16 protein-coding genes are annotated in these 15,891 nt (G+C 50.2%); 10 read left to right on the top strand and 6 right to left on the bottom strand.

Annotated features, from left to right (window positions below; translation table 11 throughout):
- Positions 1–131: 131 nt before the first annotated feature.
- Complete coding sequence (locus L1N82_RS13620; protein WP_235287984.1) at positions 132–1,349, top strand: right-handed parallel beta-helix repeat-containing protein; 1,218 nt, start codon at positions 132–134, stop codon at positions 1,347–1,349.
- A gap of 77 nt (positions 1,350–1,426) precedes the next feature.
- On the opposite strand, the gene L1N82_RS23485 is transcribed toward L1N82_RS13620, so the two are convergent.
- Complete coding sequence (locus tag L1N82_RS23485; RefSeq protein WP_235287983.1) at positions 1,427–3,178, bottom strand: sensor histidine kinase; 1,752 nt, start codon at positions 3,176–3,178, stop codon at positions 1,427–1,429.
- 99 nt (positions 3,179–3,277) lie between these two features.
- Here L1N82_RS23485 and L1N82_RS13610 point away from each other — a divergent pair, with 99 nt between their 5' ends.
- The 3 genes from L1N82_RS13610 (at position 3,278) to L1N82_RS13600 (ending at position 5,429) form a co-directional block, all read left to right on the top strand.
- Positions 3,278–3,799 (top strand): DinB family protein, encoded by a 522-nt coding sequence (locus L1N82_RS13610; RefSeq protein WP_235287982.1) that lies wholly within the window; start codon positions 3,278–3,280, stop codon positions 3,797–3,799.
- Positions 3,800–3,890: 91 nt separating this feature from the next.
- Positions 3,891–4,820 (top strand): manganese-dependent inorganic pyrophosphatase, encoded by a 930-nt coding sequence (locus L1N82_RS13605; RefSeq protein WP_235287981.1) that lies wholly within the window; start codon positions 3,891–3,893, stop codon positions 4,818–4,820.
- A 150-nt stretch (positions 4,821–4,970) separates the two neighbouring features.
- A complete protein-coding gene (locus tag L1N82_RS13600; protein WP_235287980.1) occupies positions 4,971–5,429 on the top strand; it encodes a Fur family transcriptional regulator in 459 nt (152 codons plus the stop codon).
- A 16-nt stretch (positions 5,430–5,445) separates the two neighbouring features.
- Here L1N82_RS13600 and L1N82_RS13595 read toward each other — a convergent pair whose 3' ends face one another.
- The 4 genes from L1N82_RS13595 to L1N82_RS13580 all read right to left on the bottom strand — a co-directional run bounded on the left by L1N82_RS13595 (position 5,446) and on the right by L1N82_RS13580 (position 8,607).
- Entirely contained in the window at positions 5,446–5,772 is a 327-nt protein-coding gene (locus L1N82_RS13595; protein WP_235287979.1) for an AzlD domain-containing protein, read from the bottom strand.
- Positions 5,756–6,499, bottom strand: a complete 744-nt coding sequence (locus tag L1N82_RS13590; RefSeq protein WP_235287978.1) for an AzlC family ABC transporter permease — start codon at positions 6,497–6,499, stop codon at positions 5,756–5,758. The genes L1N82_RS13595 and L1N82_RS13590 overlap by 17 nt, the downstream gene beginning before the upstream one ends.
- Before the next feature lie 154 nt (positions 6,500–6,653).
- The gene (locus L1N82_RS13585; protein ID WP_235287977.1) at positions 6,654–7,790 is read right to left on the bottom strand and encodes a zinc-dependent alcohol dehydrogenase; all 1,137 of its coding nucleotides are present in this window, start codon (positions 7,788–7,790) and stop codon (positions 6,654–6,656) included.
- Positions 7,791–7,872: 82 nt separating this feature from the next.
- Positions 7,873–8,607: a ZIP family metal transporter gene (locus L1N82_RS13580; protein WP_235287976.1), complete on the bottom strand. Its 735-nt coding sequence runs from the start codon at positions 8,605–8,607 to the stop codon at positions 7,873–7,875.
- 245 nt (positions 8,608–8,852) lie between these two features.
- On the opposite strand from L1N82_RS13580, the gene L1N82_RS13575 reads away from it, so the two are divergent.
- The 3 genes from L1N82_RS13575 to L1N82_RS13565 all read left to right on the top strand — a co-directional run bounded on the left by L1N82_RS13575 (position 8,853) and on the right by L1N82_RS13565 (position 11,567).
- Complete coding sequence (locus tag L1N82_RS13575; RefSeq protein ID WP_235287975.1) at positions 8,853–10,088, top strand: hemolysin family protein; 1,236 nt, start codon at positions 8,853–8,855, stop codon at positions 10,086–10,088.
- 98 nt (positions 10,089–10,186) lie between these two features.
- On the top strand, positions 10,187–10,492 hold the full coding sequence (locus L1N82_RS13570; RefSeq protein ID WP_235287974.1) for a hypothetical protein: 306 nt from the start codon (positions 10,187–10,189) through the stop codon (positions 10,490–10,492).
- Positions 10,493–10,727: 235 nt separating this feature from the next.
- Positions 10,728–11,567: a DegV family protein gene (locus tag L1N82_RS13565; protein WP_235287973.1), complete on the top strand. Its 840-nt coding sequence runs from the start codon at positions 10,728–10,730 to the stop codon at positions 11,565–11,567.
- Positions 11,568–11,595: 28 nt separating this feature from the next.
- On the opposite strand, the gene L1N82_RS13560 is transcribed toward L1N82_RS13565, so the two are convergent.
- Positions 11,596–12,597: an LLM class flavin-dependent oxidoreductase gene (locus tag L1N82_RS13560; protein WP_235287972.1), complete on the bottom strand. Its 1,002-nt coding sequence runs from the start codon at positions 12,595–12,597 to the stop codon at positions 11,596–11,598.
- A gap of 177 nt (positions 12,598–12,774) precedes the next feature.
- On the opposite strand from L1N82_RS13560, the gene nikR reads away from it, so the two are divergent.
- From nikR to L1N82_RS13545, 3 genes are all read left to right on the top strand, one after another.
- Positions 12,775–13,224 (top strand): nickel-responsive transcriptional regulator NikR, encoded by a 450-nt coding sequence (nikR, locus tag L1N82_RS13555; protein WP_235287971.1) that lies wholly within the window; start codon positions 12,775–12,777, stop codon positions 13,222–13,224.
- A 110-nt stretch (positions 13,225–13,334) separates the two neighbouring features.
- The gene (locus L1N82_RS13550; protein ID WP_235287970.1) at positions 13,335–14,099 is read left to right on the top strand and encodes a sporulation protein; all 765 of its coding nucleotides are present in this window, start codon (positions 13,335–13,337) and stop codon (positions 14,097–14,099) included.
- Positions 14,100–14,292: 193 nt separating this feature from the next.
- Positions 14,293–15,891, top strand: a complete 1,599-nt coding sequence (locus L1N82_RS13545) for an ABC transporter substrate-binding protein (RefSeq protein ID WP_407946758.1) — start codon at positions 14,293–14,295, stop codon at positions 15,889–15,891.

The following is a 15,891-nucleotide window of genomic DNA, read 5'->3' as shown; positions in this document are numbered from 1 at the left end:
AAGATCTTTAGCAAAACTTTAAATGTTTATTAAAGTCATCTCATTCGATGTACATTTCACAATTCAACTGATAGAATGCTAGCAGAAAGCATCATTCAGGAGAAAGAGAGGTATACGCAGTACTAATGCAAATGAGAAGGACAAGTAACCGTTTTGTAATCGGCGTGCTCCTGCTGGCAGCCGCCTTGATGTCCATGCCAACCATAACTTATGGTGCTGGCAAATCCTATTATGTGTCTGTTAACGGCAATGACAAGAATGACGGGTTATCCGTTAACAGACCGCTGGCTACGATTAATAGAGCCGTTAAGCTCGTTAAACCGGGTGATACGATATATGTTCGTGGCGGTACACACAGGCTCGAGAGAACTGTTAGTCCGACCGTAAGCGGGACAGCATCACAGCGGATCACACTGCGCAATTATGGTAACGAGCGGGTTATCGTCGATGCTTCCAACACGAATAACGGAGATGAGGGTACGAAAGCCCTCCGGTTCGACAACGTGGCTTACTGGACTGTGTCCAAGATTAATGTTACCAAAGCTCCTGGAATTGGTATCAGTATTCAAAACAAGTCGCACGACATCCGGATCGAGTCGCTCGATACCCACCACAACGGCGGCACAGGGCTTCAAATCGAATCCGGTGCTTATAATAATTATATTAATGCCGTGAACTCGTATTTTAATTATGATGCGAAGACAGGCGGAGAGCATGCGGACGGGTTTGCTAACAAATCCGGCGCTCACAGCAATATTTTCAATCGCTGCAAGGCTTGGAACAACTCGGATGACGGTTGGGATTTTTGGGGAGGCGGAGACTCGCAGGTCACGAAGAGTGAAGCGTTCAACAATGGTTTTGATGCCTCCGGCAAGCCATATCCCGAAGGAGACGGTAACGGCTTCAAGCTTGGCGGCCACGGTGCAGGGGGATGGAGCGGTAACGTAACGGTCCGGACCTCGCTGGCTTACAATAACTATGCTACCGGGTTCCTCTGGAATGGGGCAAGTAAGCGGAACACACTGTTGAACACGACAGCTTACAATAATAATAGGGGCAGATTGTCTTACGCCTATAATTATCGCTTCGAGAATAATGATGTGATCCGCAATTCAATCTCTGCGGGAACCGGTGGCGTAAAGCTTGCCGATAACGTTAGCGACAGCTATAACAGCTGGAACCTTGGACTTGACCAGGCAATGTTCAAGAATACGGATGTAAAGTCAAGAGAGTTTCTGTACCTGAATGAAAAGAGCCATTACCGGAACAAAGGTACGCGGGTAGGTTTGGCGGCAAACGATCTCCCTGATTTGGGTGCCTTCGAGTACGGAATTGAGTGGCGGGAATAGTTTATAAGAAGAGGGGTTGAGCCTGGGTGGGCTCAACCCCTCTTTGTTTATCCATCATGGCCATTCTACTTGTTCCCCTAAGAGGCTGCCGGTAGATCCACGTGGAAAATAATCTGGTCTTCTTCTATCGTTACTGTAATGTTGCCTCTGTATGTCAAGACTCTTTCCTTCACAATTGCAAGCCCCAGGCCCTTGTGTTCGCCGGTTGTCTTGCTGCTATAGCCGCTGTCAAACATGCGTTCCAGCTCTTCATTATTCAGAGGTCTGCTAAGCGAATTGGACACCTTAAACTTGATGCGGCCTTGATCGGTGTAGCAAGCAACATGTACACGGCGGTTGTCGGCATTCAGCTTGCTTACTTCGTCAAATGCATTGTCGACAAGATTGCCTATTATTTTCACAATATCGACAGATTTCATCCCCACCAAATCAAGCTTCCCGACAGATTCAAAATCATAGGTGAAACGAATTTTTCTGGATATAGCTTGCGTGACCTTGGCATGCAGCAGGGATGCTATCGCCGGATGACCTACCTCAATCATATCTTGCAGAAGCTTGGTTTCGCCGACCAGCTCATCCAGGTACTGCTTGGCGTTCGCGTAACGGTCCAGATCCATGAAAGCTTTAATGGTGTTCAGATGATTATTGAAATCGTGATGCTGGCCTCGGAATGCGACGACCAGGTTGTTCATCTCATTCGTATAGTTTTCCTGTACGGCCTGAGCGACCTCGTTCTTTGTCTGGTTCATATAGCGGAAAATAATATACACGCCCACTATACTGACGAGTGTAACAAGAACGATAACAGCTATGAAGAAGAGAAGCTGCTTGTTCAGCTCGCCGCTGACTTCATCCAGACTGCTGGTGAGGCTGATGACATAAGGAAACTGGACAATATCCTCCGTAACCGGGTAAAAAACTTTAAGAACATTATGGCCGTTAATGGTACCGGTATCCGTTACGATTGTGCCGGACGCTGCGGCGGCCTCCACATGCCTGATATCGTCTTCATCAGGATAGTTGTAGGAGCCAAAGACGATTTTACGCTCGGAGTATCTTGGGTTCCGCTTGCCGTCTGTCTCGGTGAATAATCTAGGGTCATCATCCGCATAGCTGAATGTCCGGGGATTATACCCTGTTATTTCGAGAAGCTCGGGATTTTTGGACAATGTATTCTGGATGATGGTATCCACGCCGGCATTCGCTTCCACGCGCTGAATATAAGTGCTGTCAATATACGGATTGATGATATAATTAGTTGTGCCGTCATAATAATATCCGTATTTATTCTTCAGTGAGCTTGGATTGGAAGCCGAACCGGAGAGCTTGCCGGCCCAGAAATTCTTCATGGCCAGACCCGACTTGACTGTAACAGGCTCGAGATTCCACAGCTGGTTAAAGGCGGTAAAATAATCTCCCCATGTCTTGGAGCCCATGTTTAGCTCCTTCGGGTCAGATGAGCGTACAACCACCATGTCATCGCCTTTGGGGGTAAAGAGCGCAATATCGCTGATCCCAAGTTCGTTGCGCAGCCTGACCAGGTGCTCATTCTCCACATCTTTGTAGTCTGGCGGCAGACTGTTCTGTATGGCGATACTGGCCGCTCTGAGCTTCTCGGCCATCAGCTCGTCCGTTACGGAGTAGGCATATTCGACATGGTCAACACTGAGCTTGATTTGTTCGGACAGGGAGATCATTCGTCTGGCCAAACTGTCATTCAGGGAATTGCGTACCGAATAATAGTAAATCACGTCATTTAGAATTAGAATTAGAATAACAGTTAACAGAGATGTAATCGTTACTTTTTTGAAAGTCATAACTTGCTGCACCGCCCCAGGTTTCTATCTATTGCTTTTCCTTATCTTATAATATTTATAGTCATAAATCGACATAAATTTCGGTTTAGGCTTCCTTTAGGAGGGATTATTGTGTTAAAAAGACCTGGCATGGATGAATATGCTCCCTTTTATCAAACCTATATCGACAAGGTGCCGGACGGGCCGATCGTCGAAATTGTTAAGCTGAACTCAGCTGATGCTGCGGAGCTTTTTAACAGTTTCAGTGAAGAGGATGGAGAGTACCGGTATGCGCCTGGCAAGTGGACGATCAAGGAGCTCATCGGTCACATCATAGATAATGAGAGGATTATGGCTTACCGTCTGTTAAGAATATCAAGAGGAGATAAGACACCGCTCGTGGGTTACGATCAGGATGACTACGTTCTCAGCTCGCATTTTAACGACAGGCCGCTAGCGGCGCTTGCAGAGGAGTTTACACATGTCCGCCGGTCGACAATCAGTCTCCTAGAAGGCTTGAGGGAGCATCAGTGGAACTGCAGCGGGACAGCGAACAATTATCCGGTAACAGTCAGGGCTCTCGCATACATAATGGCCGGCCATGAGCTTCATCATCGTCAGATCCTTTCGGAACGTTATATAAAAATGAATTAGCCTATTGTTAAGAGTTTCCGCGTAAATCTTGATTATAATAAACATTCTAAGGTATACTTTTCTCGTCAAATTAACGCAGAGGAGTTCGATGATGGAAAACGTACTTATTTTCGGGCATAAAAATCCAGATACTGATACGATTTGTTCGGCAATTGCTTACGCGGCACTCAAGACAAGCCTGGGCCATAAGGTAGAAGCTGTGCGCCTTGGCAGCGTAAACTCAGAAACACAATTCGCTCTCGACAAGTTTAATGTAGAAGCACCGCGTCTTGTAGAGAACGTAGCAGGTGAAGCGAAGGAAGTTATCCTCGTTGACCACAATGAACGCCAGCAAAGCGCTAATGATATTGACCAGGTCCGGGTAATCGAAGTTATTGACCATCACCGGATTGCGAACTTTGAGACAAGCGGACCGCTCTATTACCGTGCAGAGCCGGTTGGCTGTACAGCTACTATTCTGAACAAGATGTACAAGGAGAACGGCGTAGAGATCCGTAAGGAAATCGCAGGCTTGATGCTGTCGGCTATCATCTCCGATTCCCTGCTCTTCAAATCGCCGACCTGTACGGAGCAGGATGTTGCAGCAGCGCGTGAGCTGGCACAGATCGCTGGTGTCGATGCGGACAGCTATGGCCTTGAAATGCTGAAGGCTGGTGCTGACCTGAGCCAGAAGACCGTTGCCGAGCTGATCTCCCTGGACTCCAAGGAGTTCCAGATGGGCGGAGCCAAGGTTGAAATCGCGCAGGTTAACGCTGTCGATGTGAATGATGTGCTTGGCCGTCAGGGTGAGGTAGAAGACGCATTGAATGCAATTGTAGCCGAGAAGGGGCTGGACCTCTTCCTGTTCGTGGTTACCGACATTTTGAACAATGACTCGGTAGGCATCGCGGTAGGTAAATCGGCGGAGGCGGTTGAGCGGGCTTACAATGTTAAGCTTGAAAACAACCGTGCGATCCTGAAGGGTGTTGTTTCCCGGAAGTCGCAAATCGTGCCGGTGCTGACTGACATTCTCAGCAAGTAATTTGCATCCTGTCTATAATTAGACCCCTTGCTTCACGATAAGTGGAGCAGGGGTCTTTTTGCCTTGTGAGGCTGCACGTTTTCTTGACAACTGTCTGCCACTTCTCCACAATGGAAGCTGTATACGCTTATTACTAAAGGGGAGCCGATAATGGAAGATCATAAGCACGATCACGACAATCATGACAAGGAAGCCGAAATTATAGCGATTATGTCGAGAAGCGGCATGCGGATAACGGACCAGCGCCGCACGCTTGCGAGAATTTTCTCGGATACGGATGCATTTCTTTCGCCTAAGGATGTTTATGATCTGATGCGGGACAAATATCCCGGCGTCAGCTTTGATACGGTGTACCGTAATTTGCGCATGCTGAGCGAGATGGGGGCGCTTGAACAGTTTTACTTTATGGAGGGCGGGCTGAAGTTTAAGGGCAGCTGTATCAGCCATCATCATCATCACTTGATCTGTCTGAACTGCGAGAAGACCATTTCCTTTGAGTACTGCCCGATGGACCAGAAGCTGCAGCTCCCCGGCAGCTTCAAAATCGTCAGTCACCGTTTTGAGGTTTACGGTATTTGCGACGAATGCCAGCTGGCCGGAGAAGCATAAGCTTGCTAGTCAAAGGCTAGAGAAATAGCTGGATGACCAGCATGGAACCGATACCCGCGATGACCGTGGCAAGCAGGCTGCGGGTGAAGAAGGCCACGGCAGCCGTTGGGACGAAAGCGATCAGATTGGTGTTCACCGACAAGGGGATGAGCTCCTCGCCTTCGGTGAGCAGACTCTGCGCCAGCAGGGCGGCCATGACGGCAACGGGGATATGACGAAGGAATCGCAGCATCCATTCCGGCATCTGCATCCGGTTTAAGGTGACGAGCGGAAGCACACGCGGAAGCAGAGTGACGAGCGATACGCCTAGAAGCAACAGCCAGAACTCAGCTCTGATTTCCATGTTCGATCACCATCCCGATGCACGCGGCACCCATAATAGCTGTAAGAACCGCCAGGTTGACGGACATAACTGTGAAGGCAAGCAGGAACAGCACAACAGCAGCCCCCGCCACAGCAAGATCAGTCCGGATCTGTTGGCGGTGTGCCATCTGCAGAACGAGCAGGCCGATAAACATGGCAGGCAGGGCAAAGCTAAGGCCGTAACGGTCCGGGTCTGGAATCCAGGCTCCGAAGTAGGCACCCGCAAAGGTAGCGGCAATCCAGTTGATATGAGCCGTAATGTTAAGGCCAAACATCCACTTGTCCCGGTGCTTCCAATCCGTGCTAAGCCGGTTCACTGCCACGCCGAAGGTTTCGTCGGTCAATTGGGAGCCGATGAGCACATTTTTCCACCAGGGAAAGCCCCGGAAGTAAGGCGAAATTGCAGCGCTTAGCAGAAGATGGCGGATGTTGACGAACAATACGGTTACGATAATGGAATAAACGGTCCCTCCCGCAGCAATCATTCCTGCTACAATAAACTGCGCGGAGCCTGCGTAGAGAAAAATAGATAATAACACGATTTCAGCTGTACTGAGTCCAGCTGTCTTGCCCACCACCCCACAGGCAAATCCGATGCTCAGATAGCCGAGCAGTGTGGGGACACAATCCTTAACCCCCTGCCAAAAGCCGGCACCGGCTGCGGGCTGGTCAAGCTCCGTAAGTGAGCTCCTTGCCGCCGTATCCATAGTAAGTTATCCTACCTCCCTAAAACCTGTTTGCATGGTTTATAATATACCGGACATGGCAGGTGCGTACAAGAGTAAATCCGGCGGTTGGACATCAAACAGGCCGTCTAGATCACGCTGCAGAAGGTGTAGAGACGGCCTGTTTGTATGGAAGCTAGTTTTTTAGAATAACCTTGATGCAATCCTCTTCCTTGTCGCTGAATATTTTGTAGCCGTGTTCCGCATCGTCAAGCGGTAGACGGTGGGTAATGATGTCCGTCGGGTCAACTGTTCCTTCCTTGATCATCTTATAAAGCTCTGGCATATAGTGGATCACGGGAGCCTGTCCAAGCTTCACGTTGAGATTTTTCTCAAACATTCTGCCAAACGGGAACGTATTGTAGCGCAGGCCATAAACGCCTGTCACCTGAAGTGTTCCGCCTTTGCGGACGACTTCGACTCCCGTTTCCAAGGCTGACTTGGAGCCGCCCTGCAGCTTCAGTGCCGTCTGCACCTTTTCTGCAACGGTTTTCTTCGCGTCAAGGCCCACGCAATCGATTACCACATCAGCCCCGCCCTCTGTAGCGTCCTTCAGGAAACCCTCAATGTCATCCACCTTCTCAAAATTGTAGGTCTCTACATTATTGGTCCTCTTAGCATGGGCAAGCCTGTAGTCGACATGGTCGACCGCTATAACGCGGCTCGCACCCTTCAGCCATGCGAATTTTTGCGTCAGCAAGCCAACAGGGCCGCAGCCGAGCACGATGACAGTATCACCGGGCTTCACACCGGCGTTATCCACGCTCCAATAAGCGGTAGGCATAATATCAGAGAGGAACAGAATCTGTTCATCCTCAAGCTCGGAATTCTCGGGAATAATGAACGGCATGAAGTTGCCGTATGGAACACGAAGCAGCTCGGCCTGCCCGCCCATGTAGTCCCCGTATTTTTCCGTATATCCGAAGTAAGCGCCGGTATCGTGATGATCGTTGCTGTTGTCACATTGGCTCTCCAGATTGTGTGTACAGTAGAAGCATTGGCCGCAGGATACGTTGAAAGGCAGCACGACTCTGTCGCCGCGCTTAACCCGTGTAACGTCCGGGCCTACTTCTTCGACAATCCCCATTGGCTCGTGTCCGATCACAAATCCATGCGGAAGCCGGGGCATCTCGCCGGTGTACAGATGAAGGTCAGAGCCGCATATCGCTGTGCTGGTAATTCTTACAATGATATCGTCCTGCTTCTGAATCGTAGGGTCCTCTACCTCTTTTACTTTAACGTTGTGTGGTCCCTGATACGTAACAGCTTTCATCTTAACACTCCTTTGCCAATGAATGGTTACTACATCTCTTAACCATTCTTAGACCTGGCCTAATCCCTGTAGCGGCCAGAGCTTATCCCAGCCATTCCGTTAACCCGATCATGAGAAGAGTCCCGATAATGAATGCGAAGGTGGAAGGGATTTCGTGCCCATCCCCGTGGCTTTCGGGAATGAGCTCTTTGTATACTACATACAGCATAGCTCCACCTGCGAAGGCGAGTCCGTACGGGACCAGGAATTGGAGTTCCAGGCCAAACAGATAACCAAGCAAGCTTGCCGACCATTCAGCCAAGGCAACCATCAGAATGCTGGCTAATGTGCGGGACAGCTTACTGCTCTGGGTAACGAGAAACAAGGCGATCAGGAAGCCTTCGGGTATATTTTGCAGACCCATAGCAAAGGTTACGATACGTCCAAGCTCCTGATTGCTGCTGGCCAGACTGATGCCTGTTGACAATCCCTCCGGGAGATTGTGCAGGAGCATTGCCAGCACCAGAAGCTGATGATTACCCTGTTCCCGTGCATGGAGTTCTGTTGTATGCGTTGGATCGGTGTGTGGAATAAGCCGTTCCATGGCGGTCAAGAGAAGGGTGCCGAGCAGAATGCCGATTGTCAGCGTATAGAAGTTGGAGAGCTTCAAGGCAGAAGGGAGCAGGCCGTATGTGGAGGCAGCTACCATGATTCCGGCTGAGAACGCAAGAAGGATGTCTTTGACCCGGTGTGTCAGTGAACGGATCAGAAGAGCGGGCATTGCACCGGCTATTGTACAGGCAGCGGCTGCTGCGGATAAGGATAAAAACTGGTTCATGGCTCCTCCGTCGGATCGATGTAATACCCCCATTTTATGTACAAGTATGCCGGCAGATGAGTATTATTTTTGGTTAGGGTTTCCAGAAGGCGATAGCTGCTTGGATACAGGGCGAACGTGTTAATGATAAGAAGGCCGGATGAATCTGGCGGGGAGTCCGGCTTACTGGCGATTCATCACGAAATTAACTATAATAAAGAGTGATACATAGGAAGTGGATCATACATAAGTCGGGAGGAAGGCTAGTGTTATTTGCCATTTTGTTTTTCATGCTGATGTCATTTTTCCTCTCAGGCAGCGAGACTGCTCTGACGGCGGTAAATAAGACGAAGCTTCAATCCAGGGCAGAGAATGACGACGAGAAAGCGAAGAAGCTCCTGAAACTGGTGTCAAAGCCTGACGAGCTGCTCACAGGAATCCTGATCGGCAATAATGTAGCCAACATTATGCTGCCGACACTGGTAACGCTGATCGCCATCGATTATGGGATCAATATTGGGCTGGCAACGGGGATTCTCACCGTGTTCCTTATTATCTTCGCTGAAGTTCTGCCGAAGTCAATTGCCGCGACCTTCTCGGAAAAGATTGCGTATCTGGTCATGCCGGTTATAAGACTTCTGATCATCGTGCTCAAGCCGCTCACAATCTTGGTTACAGGCTTTACGAGCATTATTATTAGAATACTGTCAAAGGGGCAGGTGCAGTCGGCCAGTATATCAAAGGAGGAGCTGCTCACTCTCGTCGATATTGCAACGACTGAAGGAACCTTCAAGGATGAAGAGACTCAGCGGATGAAGGGCGCGCTTGACTTCTTTACGCTGGATGTAAGAGATGCGCTGAAGACCCACCGGATGGACATTGTGGGAATGGCCGTGGATGCCTCTTATGAGGAGGCAAGGGATATTGTGCTGGAAAACCATTATTCCCGCTATCCGGTTTACAAGGAAAGCATGGATAATATCGTAGGTGTGTTTCATTCAAAGATGCTGTTGAACTGGTCCATGCTCCCGGAGAAGTCCCTGGAGGACTTCACAGATAAGGAGCCGCTCTTCGTCAGCGAAACTCTGTCAATTGAGAAGCTATTCAAGATGATGCTGAAGGAGAAACGCCATCTTGCCATAGTCATTGACGAATACGGCGGCACACTCGGAATTGTATCCCATGAGGATATAATAGAAGCCATGCTTGGACAAGAGATTGAAGATGAGACAGACCGCGACGAAGAGGTGCTCATTGACGAGCTGACAGACAGCAAGCTGATCTGTCATGGCAAGCTGAATATCCGGCGGATGAATGAGCTGTTCCACACCAAGCTGCCGGAGGACGAGATTGTGCTGGCAGGCTTTATTTATAAAGAAATGGGGCGGATACCGAATGAAGGGGATACCTTTGAGTATCAGCATCTGCATTTCGAAATTAAGCGTGTGGAGGACAACAAGCTGAAGCTGATCGAAATTACGAAGCGGTCGCTGCCTGATTAACCCCTCGCTCCCGTAACATCTGCTCCCGCGTATGAACAGGCCGAAATAGGAAACAATGGAGGCTAAATCCGCTTGTTAGTTCATAAGGGAGTGGTAGAATGGAGCATCTTAAACAAAAATGTGATTACGCACTGTCCCTCTTGCCGCAGTATGCGCATTACTTTGACCTGAACGGCTGTGAGGTAGCAGGAGGAATTCTCCCAGATGAGGAAGACGGAGGGGGTGCAGGCGCTCCTCTTTTCTTCGCGTATAGCATGCGGGAGGAGGATTGTCACTATATCGGCATGGATGAAGGGCTGCTGTCTGAGCTGACCGTACGTGAGATCGCACTGGTTACGCTTGCTAATCTGGCAGCACGTAAGAGCGGGAGCGCTGTGCCGTCCGGCATGGAGACCGCCCGATAACTCGCTAAGTAGACAGGGGCAAGACAAGCTTATAATATTTATTCCGCCGGCCCGGCATCATGCTGGAGCCGGCGTTTTGTGTATATGAGAATCATCATGCAAAGGCGCGGGTAAATAAGGTATGATGATATAGTTGGCTGTTACTAGTATTTAGTTCAGTGTGAAATTAGGATGAACAATACATCTCAGGATCGTTAACAGCAACTGTAATCCTACTGCTGAAAGGAGCTAGTATATGCCAGGAATCAAAATTGTAACCGATTCAACGACCGACTTGCCTGAAGATCTGCTTAAAGCGCTTAATGTAGAGATTATACCGCTGACCGTGCTGGTCGGTGGTGAAACTTATCTGGACAGTGTTACGATAGACCCGCTTGATTTTCTCAGCAAAATGAAGCAGACGGAAGGGCTCCCGAAGACATCACAGCCTTCTATCGGCTCCTTCATTGAGACGTATGACCGGCTCGGGGCAAATGGAGATACGATTCTGTCCATTCATATGACAAGCGGGATGAGCGGAACTTATTCAACCGCTTGTGCGGCAGCAGGCATGACCCAAAGCCGTGTTGAGGTAATAGACTCGCAGATGATCTCTCAGGGATTAGGGTTTCAGGTGGTTGAGGCGGCTCTGATGGCGTGTGACGGAAGGACAATGGATGCGATCAAGCAGCGGTTAAAGGAAATTTTGGATCATACATCCCTATTCGTTGTGGTAGATACATTGGATAATTTAATAAAAGGCGGCCGAATTGGTAAAGCGGCGGGGTGGATCGGTTCATTCCTCAGTATTAAGCCGATTGCCTCGTTGGAAAAGGGCGTCTATACGCCGGTAACGAAAGTAAGGACTGCTTCGCGAATTGTGAAGACGCTCATGGAGAAATTCGAGCAGGATATTAAAGGCAGGGTAGTCAAGGGCATTGGAATCTCCCATGCGGACAACCTGCCGCTTGCCGAGGGGCTTCGAGATGAAATCCGCAAGCTGACAGATACTGAAGTCCGGATACGCCCGGCTACACCTGTAATTACGACCCATACGGGAGAAGGGGCCATCGGCTTCATGTATTATGCCGAATAGCCCCTTAGGCTCCTTATACGGAAGAAGACTATAGGTTCATAGCTTCTGCAATCAGGCGATACGAATGAATACGGGCCGCAAAATTATGGATCGGACTGACGATCAGAAGTTCGTCGGCCTGATACTGCTCTGCAAGCTCTTCCAGTCGTTTCTTGACCTGTGCGGGATTACCTACGATACGCCGGTGGCGCGCCATGCGGATACGCTGCAGGTCATACTCTGTGTATGGATAGTCGTGTGCGGTTTCCACGGAAGGGAAGTAGGAAAGTTCGAGTCCCTGTTCAAGCCGCAGGAAGAATAGGTCCGTGCTCGTAGCGAGCCGGTTTGCCTCCTCCTCGGTATCTGCACATACAGCCAGCACAGCTGCAAGAGCATAAGGCTTCTCGTTCAGCGGAGATGGACGGAAGTTATCCTTGTAGTACCTCACAGCATCTTCGCCGCCCGGTGTGCCGAAGAACTGGGCAAACCCGAAGGATAGACCGAGTCTCGCGGCTATCTTGGCACTCTCTCCGCTGGAGCCGAGCAGCCACATCTCCGGTGCCGTGTCAATGGCGGGCGAGGCATGCAGTCCGGCAAACCGGTGATCGGGGCCGAGCGAATCATGCAGGTACCCGATCATGTCGGTAATCTGCTGGGGATACTCATCGATATGCATGTATTTGCCTTCCTGCAGCGCTCTGGTTGCAATCGGCATGCCGCCAGGAGCTCTGCCCAGGCCAACATCAATACGTCCGGGGTGAAGGGCTTCAAGCAGACGGAAATTCTCGGCTACCTTATAGGCGCTGTAATGGGGCAGCATGACTCCTCCTGAGCCCAGACGGATGCGCGAGGTAGCGGAAGCCAGGTGGGCTATCAGCACTTCGGGACTGGAGTGGGCAAGTGAACGGGAGGCGTGATGCTCGGAAACCCAGTACCGTGAGTAACCGAGCTTGTCGGCTTCCTGTGCAAGCCTTGTCGTCTCCTTCAGCGCATCTGGAGCTGTCCGTCCTTCCCCAATCTGTGATTGATCTAATACACCCAGTTTGAACATGCTGTCACTCCTATCAGTAGAAATAGTGGAATACTTGAGAAAGTATAGTTCAGATCGAAACTATAGTTATTAAAGTATAACAAAATGTCCAGCTTGTTACCAATGAATTTGGCCCTTATTGCCGGTCCATGAGAGCTGTGGTAAACTTTGGAGCAAATAAGACGGGCAGGGGATTGAATGGGAGAAAAGGATGAGCTAACCCGGTTCGGGGTATCTTTTCCCGCGGCGTTAATCGAGCAATTCGACCGGTATATTGCTGAACAGGGCTACCGCAATCGTTCGGAGGCAATTCGTGATCTTGCCCGGAAGGCTCTGCTTGAGCCGTCCGGCCTGCATAGCGATGACTTGGTTGCTGGTACAATTGTCCTCGTATACGACCATCATGTAAGCGAGCTCCCTCTGCTGCTGATGGATATTCAACATCATCACCACCATGACATTATCTCAACCATGCATGTACATCTCAACCATGATCAATGCCTGGAGGTCATAGCGGTTAAGGGGGCACTGAACAGCCTGCGCAAGCTTCATCAGCAGATCCAGGTGCAGAAGGGTGTCATCTACGCTGAGCTCTCTGTCACCTATGCCGTATCACCCGGCGTGGAGGAGCATCATTCCGATTTATAGCGCCACGAAGAACAACAGGATACATAACACGAATATGTATGACCGTGCTTACGCATGAGTGAATTTTCACTTGCATGCCTTCAGTCAGTAATCTTAAGGAGAGTGGTCACATGTCATTGTTCAAGAAAATCATGGCCTCGGTCGGTGTTGGCTCGGCCAGGGTAGATACAATTCTGGATGCGCCTTCCGGAAGTGTCCGGGCAGGCGAAGAGCTTACAGGAAGAGTCATCGTTAAAGGCGGCTCCACAGCCCAACAGATTAATGAGATTCAGCTCCAGCTGGTGACGACCTACACGCGTGAGACCAATGACCAGACTGTACGCGAGCGCGGCACGATCGGCAGGTTTGCGCTTAACGAGGCATTCACAATTCAGGAAAACGAAACAAGGGAGATTCCTTTTTCCTTTGTCGTGCCTTATGTTACGCCGATTACAGCGGGCAGGACGCGGATATGGGTACAGACCGGCCTGGATATTGCAAGTGCTCTGGATGCATCGGATGATGATGTTATAGAAATTGAGCCAACCTATCTGGTTGCCCACATTCTTGATGCTCTTACGTATCTTGGCTTCCGTATGAGGGAGGCGGACTGCAAGTATGATCCGCGGTCACGCTTTGGCTTTAAGTTCTTCCAGGAATTCGAATATGTTCCTGGACCCCAATTCCGGGGTTTGGATGAACTCGAGCTGATTTTTAAGCCGCATCCGGATTATGTGGAAGTATTCATGGAGATCGACCGCAAAGCACGCGGGCTTGCCAAGCTTTTTGATCTGGATGAGACAAGGGTGCAATTCCGCATTTATCCGGACGATGTTAGCGGAGGAATAGAGCCGCTCGCACAAAAGCTGGACCAATTAATTCGTAATTATATGTAAAACACACCATAACAGAGAGAAAAGCTGCTCCTTATACTCAGATGATGAGTAAGGGGCGGCTTTTTTTATAATGCAAAATCGGATAAACTGTGTTACTATTCCTAACATACGTGTTACGAATGTGTGAGCTGTGGCATATATACGTCAGTTTAAGAGTGGAGTGGGGATAGTGACTTCTAGTTATAGTGAGAAAATGAGCAGAGGCTGTCTCTTGTTCGTATGGATTGCTGCGGTAATGGCATTATTATCAGGGTGTTCAGGGCAGGAAGGCGGAACCGAAGCAGCTGAACGGCCGGATAAGCTTGTCATCGCGGTCGGGTCAGAGCCTGAAGGCGGCTTTGATCCTGCGGCCGGCTGGGGACTTTATGGGTCGCCGCTGTTCCAGAGTACGCTGCTGAAGCGCGACAATGACTTGAAGATTGTGAATGATCTGGCGACGGGTTGGACAGTAAGCGGTGACGGGCTTACCTGGACGGTGGAGATCCGTAAGGATGCTGTCTTCTCGGACGGCCAGCCTTTAACCGCAAGAGATGTCAAGTTTACATTTGAAACGGTGCGCAATTCTGCCTCAATTGTCGATTTGACAAATCTTGATCAGGTCGTGGTAAAGGACGAGTATACGGTTTCGTTCCGTCTTAAACAGCCTCAATCGACCTTTATTGCCAGGCTTATCACGACGGGCATAATTCCGGAGCATGCATACGACGAGCAGTATGCTTTCAGACCAATCGGCTCAGGCCCTTATGTGCTAAAGCAGTGGGACCGCGGTCAACAGATCATTGTCGATGCGAATCCGGACTATTATGGTCAGAAGCCTGGCTTCGAGCAGATTACATTTCTGTTCCTGGGTGAGGATGCGGCTTATGCCGCGGCACGAGCCGGGGAAGTAGATCTGGCTTACATCCCGGCTTCCTTAAGCGGTACGAAGGTGCCGGGCATGCGGCTTGAGTCTGTACATAGCGTGGATAACCGCGGCATCATGTTTCCTTACGTGCCTTCAGGCGACCGGACAGCTGACGGCAGGCCTGTCGGCAATGATGTTACAAGTGACCCGGCCATCCGCCAGGCGGTGAATGTGGCAGTAGACAGGCAGGGTCTCGTAGACGGCATACTGGAAGGACATGGCTCACCGGCATACACAGCAAGTGACGGCCTTCCGTGGTGGAATGAACAGACCATCATTAGGGATAACGAGCCGGAGAGGGCAAGCTCGCTGTTGGAGGATGGCGGCTGGCGGGATGCCGACGGAGACGGTATCAGGGAAAAGGACGGGCTCAAGGCTGAATTTGTCCTCCTGTATCCAGCGGGTGATGTTATCCGGCAATCGCTGGCACTTGCCGCCGCCGAAATGGTTAAGAAAGCGGGAATTCATATGATCGTCGAAGGTAAGAGCTGGGAGGATATTGAGCAGGGCATGCATGAAAGCGCAGTGTTATTCGGCTGGGGAAGTCATGATCCTCTGGAGATGTATAATCTCTACAGCAGCAGCTTCATGGGGGTGGAGTATTATAATCCCGGCTATTACAGCAACCCGGAAGTGGACCGGTGGCTTAATAAAGCAATGCATGCCCTGACCGAGGAAGAAGCGCTGGCGTACTGGAAGAATGCACAGTGGGACGGACAGAACGGATTATCTGCAGCCGGTGATGCGCCATGGGCCTGGCTGGTCAATATCGATCATCTCTATCTCGTTCGTGAGGGACTCGACATCGGCAGGCAGCGTATTCAGCCCCATGGACACGGATGGCCGATAACGGACAATATCTCGGAATGGCATTGGAAGGATGAGTGA

Source organism: Paenibacillus tarimensis (genome assembly GCF_021532315.1).
Lineage (GTDB): Bacteria > Bacillota > Bacilli > Paenibacillales > Paenibacillaceae > Paenibacillus_I > Paenibacillus_I tarimensis.
This window is presented reverse-complemented; position numbering and strand designations above follow the sequence as displayed.

What these genes read in the sequence shown, in the direction of transcription:
- L1N82_RS13620 (WP_235287984.1), top strand. Translation starts at nt 132, where the DNA reads ATGAGAAGGACAAGTAACCGTTTTGTAATCGGCGTGCTCCTGCTGGCA.
- L1N82_RS13605 (WP_235287981.1), top strand. Translation starts at nt 3,891, where the DNA reads ATGGAAAACGTACTTATTTTCGGGCATAAAAATCCAGATACTGATACG.
- L1N82_RS13600 (WP_235287980.1), top strand. Translation starts at nt 4,971, where the DNA reads ATGGAAGATCATAAGCACGATCACGACAATCATGACAAGGAAGCCGAA.
- L1N82_RS13595 (WP_235287979.1), bottom strand. Translation starts at nt 5,772, where the DNA reads ATGGAAATCAGAGCTGAGTTCTGGCTGTTGCTTCTAGGCGTATCGCTC.
- L1N82_RS13590 (WP_235287978.1), bottom strand. Translation starts at nt 6,499, where the DNA reads ATGGATACGGCGGCAAGGAGCTCACTTACGGAGCTTGACCAGCCCGCA.
- L1N82_RS13585 (WP_235287977.1), bottom strand. Translation starts at nt 7,790, where the DNA reads ATGAAAGCTGTTACGTATCAGGGACCACACAACGTTAAAGTAAAAGAG.
- L1N82_RS13580 (WP_235287976.1), bottom strand. Translation starts at nt 8,607, where the DNA reads ATGAACCAGTTTTTATCCTTATCCGCAGCAGCCGCTGCCTGTACAATA.
- L1N82_RS13570 (WP_235287974.1), top strand. Translation starts at nt 10,187, where the DNA reads ATGGAGCATCTTAAACAAAAATGTGATTACGCACTGTCCCTCTTGCCG.
- L1N82_RS13565 (WP_235287973.1), top strand. Translation starts at nt 10,728, where the DNA reads ATGCCAGGAATCAAAATTGTAACCGATTCAACGACCGACTTGCCTGAA.
- L1N82_RS13560 (WP_235287972.1), bottom strand. Translation starts at nt 12,597, where the DNA reads ATGTTCAAACTGGGTGTATTAGATCAATCACAGATTGGGGAAGGACGG.
- nikR (WP_235287971.1), top strand. Translation starts at nt 12,775, where the DNA reads ATGGGAGAAAAGGATGAGCTAACCCGGTTCGGGGTATCTTTTCCCGCG.
- L1N82_RS13550 (WP_235287970.1), top strand. Translation starts at nt 13,335, where the DNA reads ATGTCATTGTTCAAGAAAATCATGGCCTCGGTCGGTGTTGGCTCGGCC.
- L1N82_RS13545 (WP_407946758.1), top strand. Translation starts at nt 14,293, where the DNA reads ATGAGCAGAGGCTGTCTCTTGTTCGTATGGATTGCTGCGGTAATGGCA.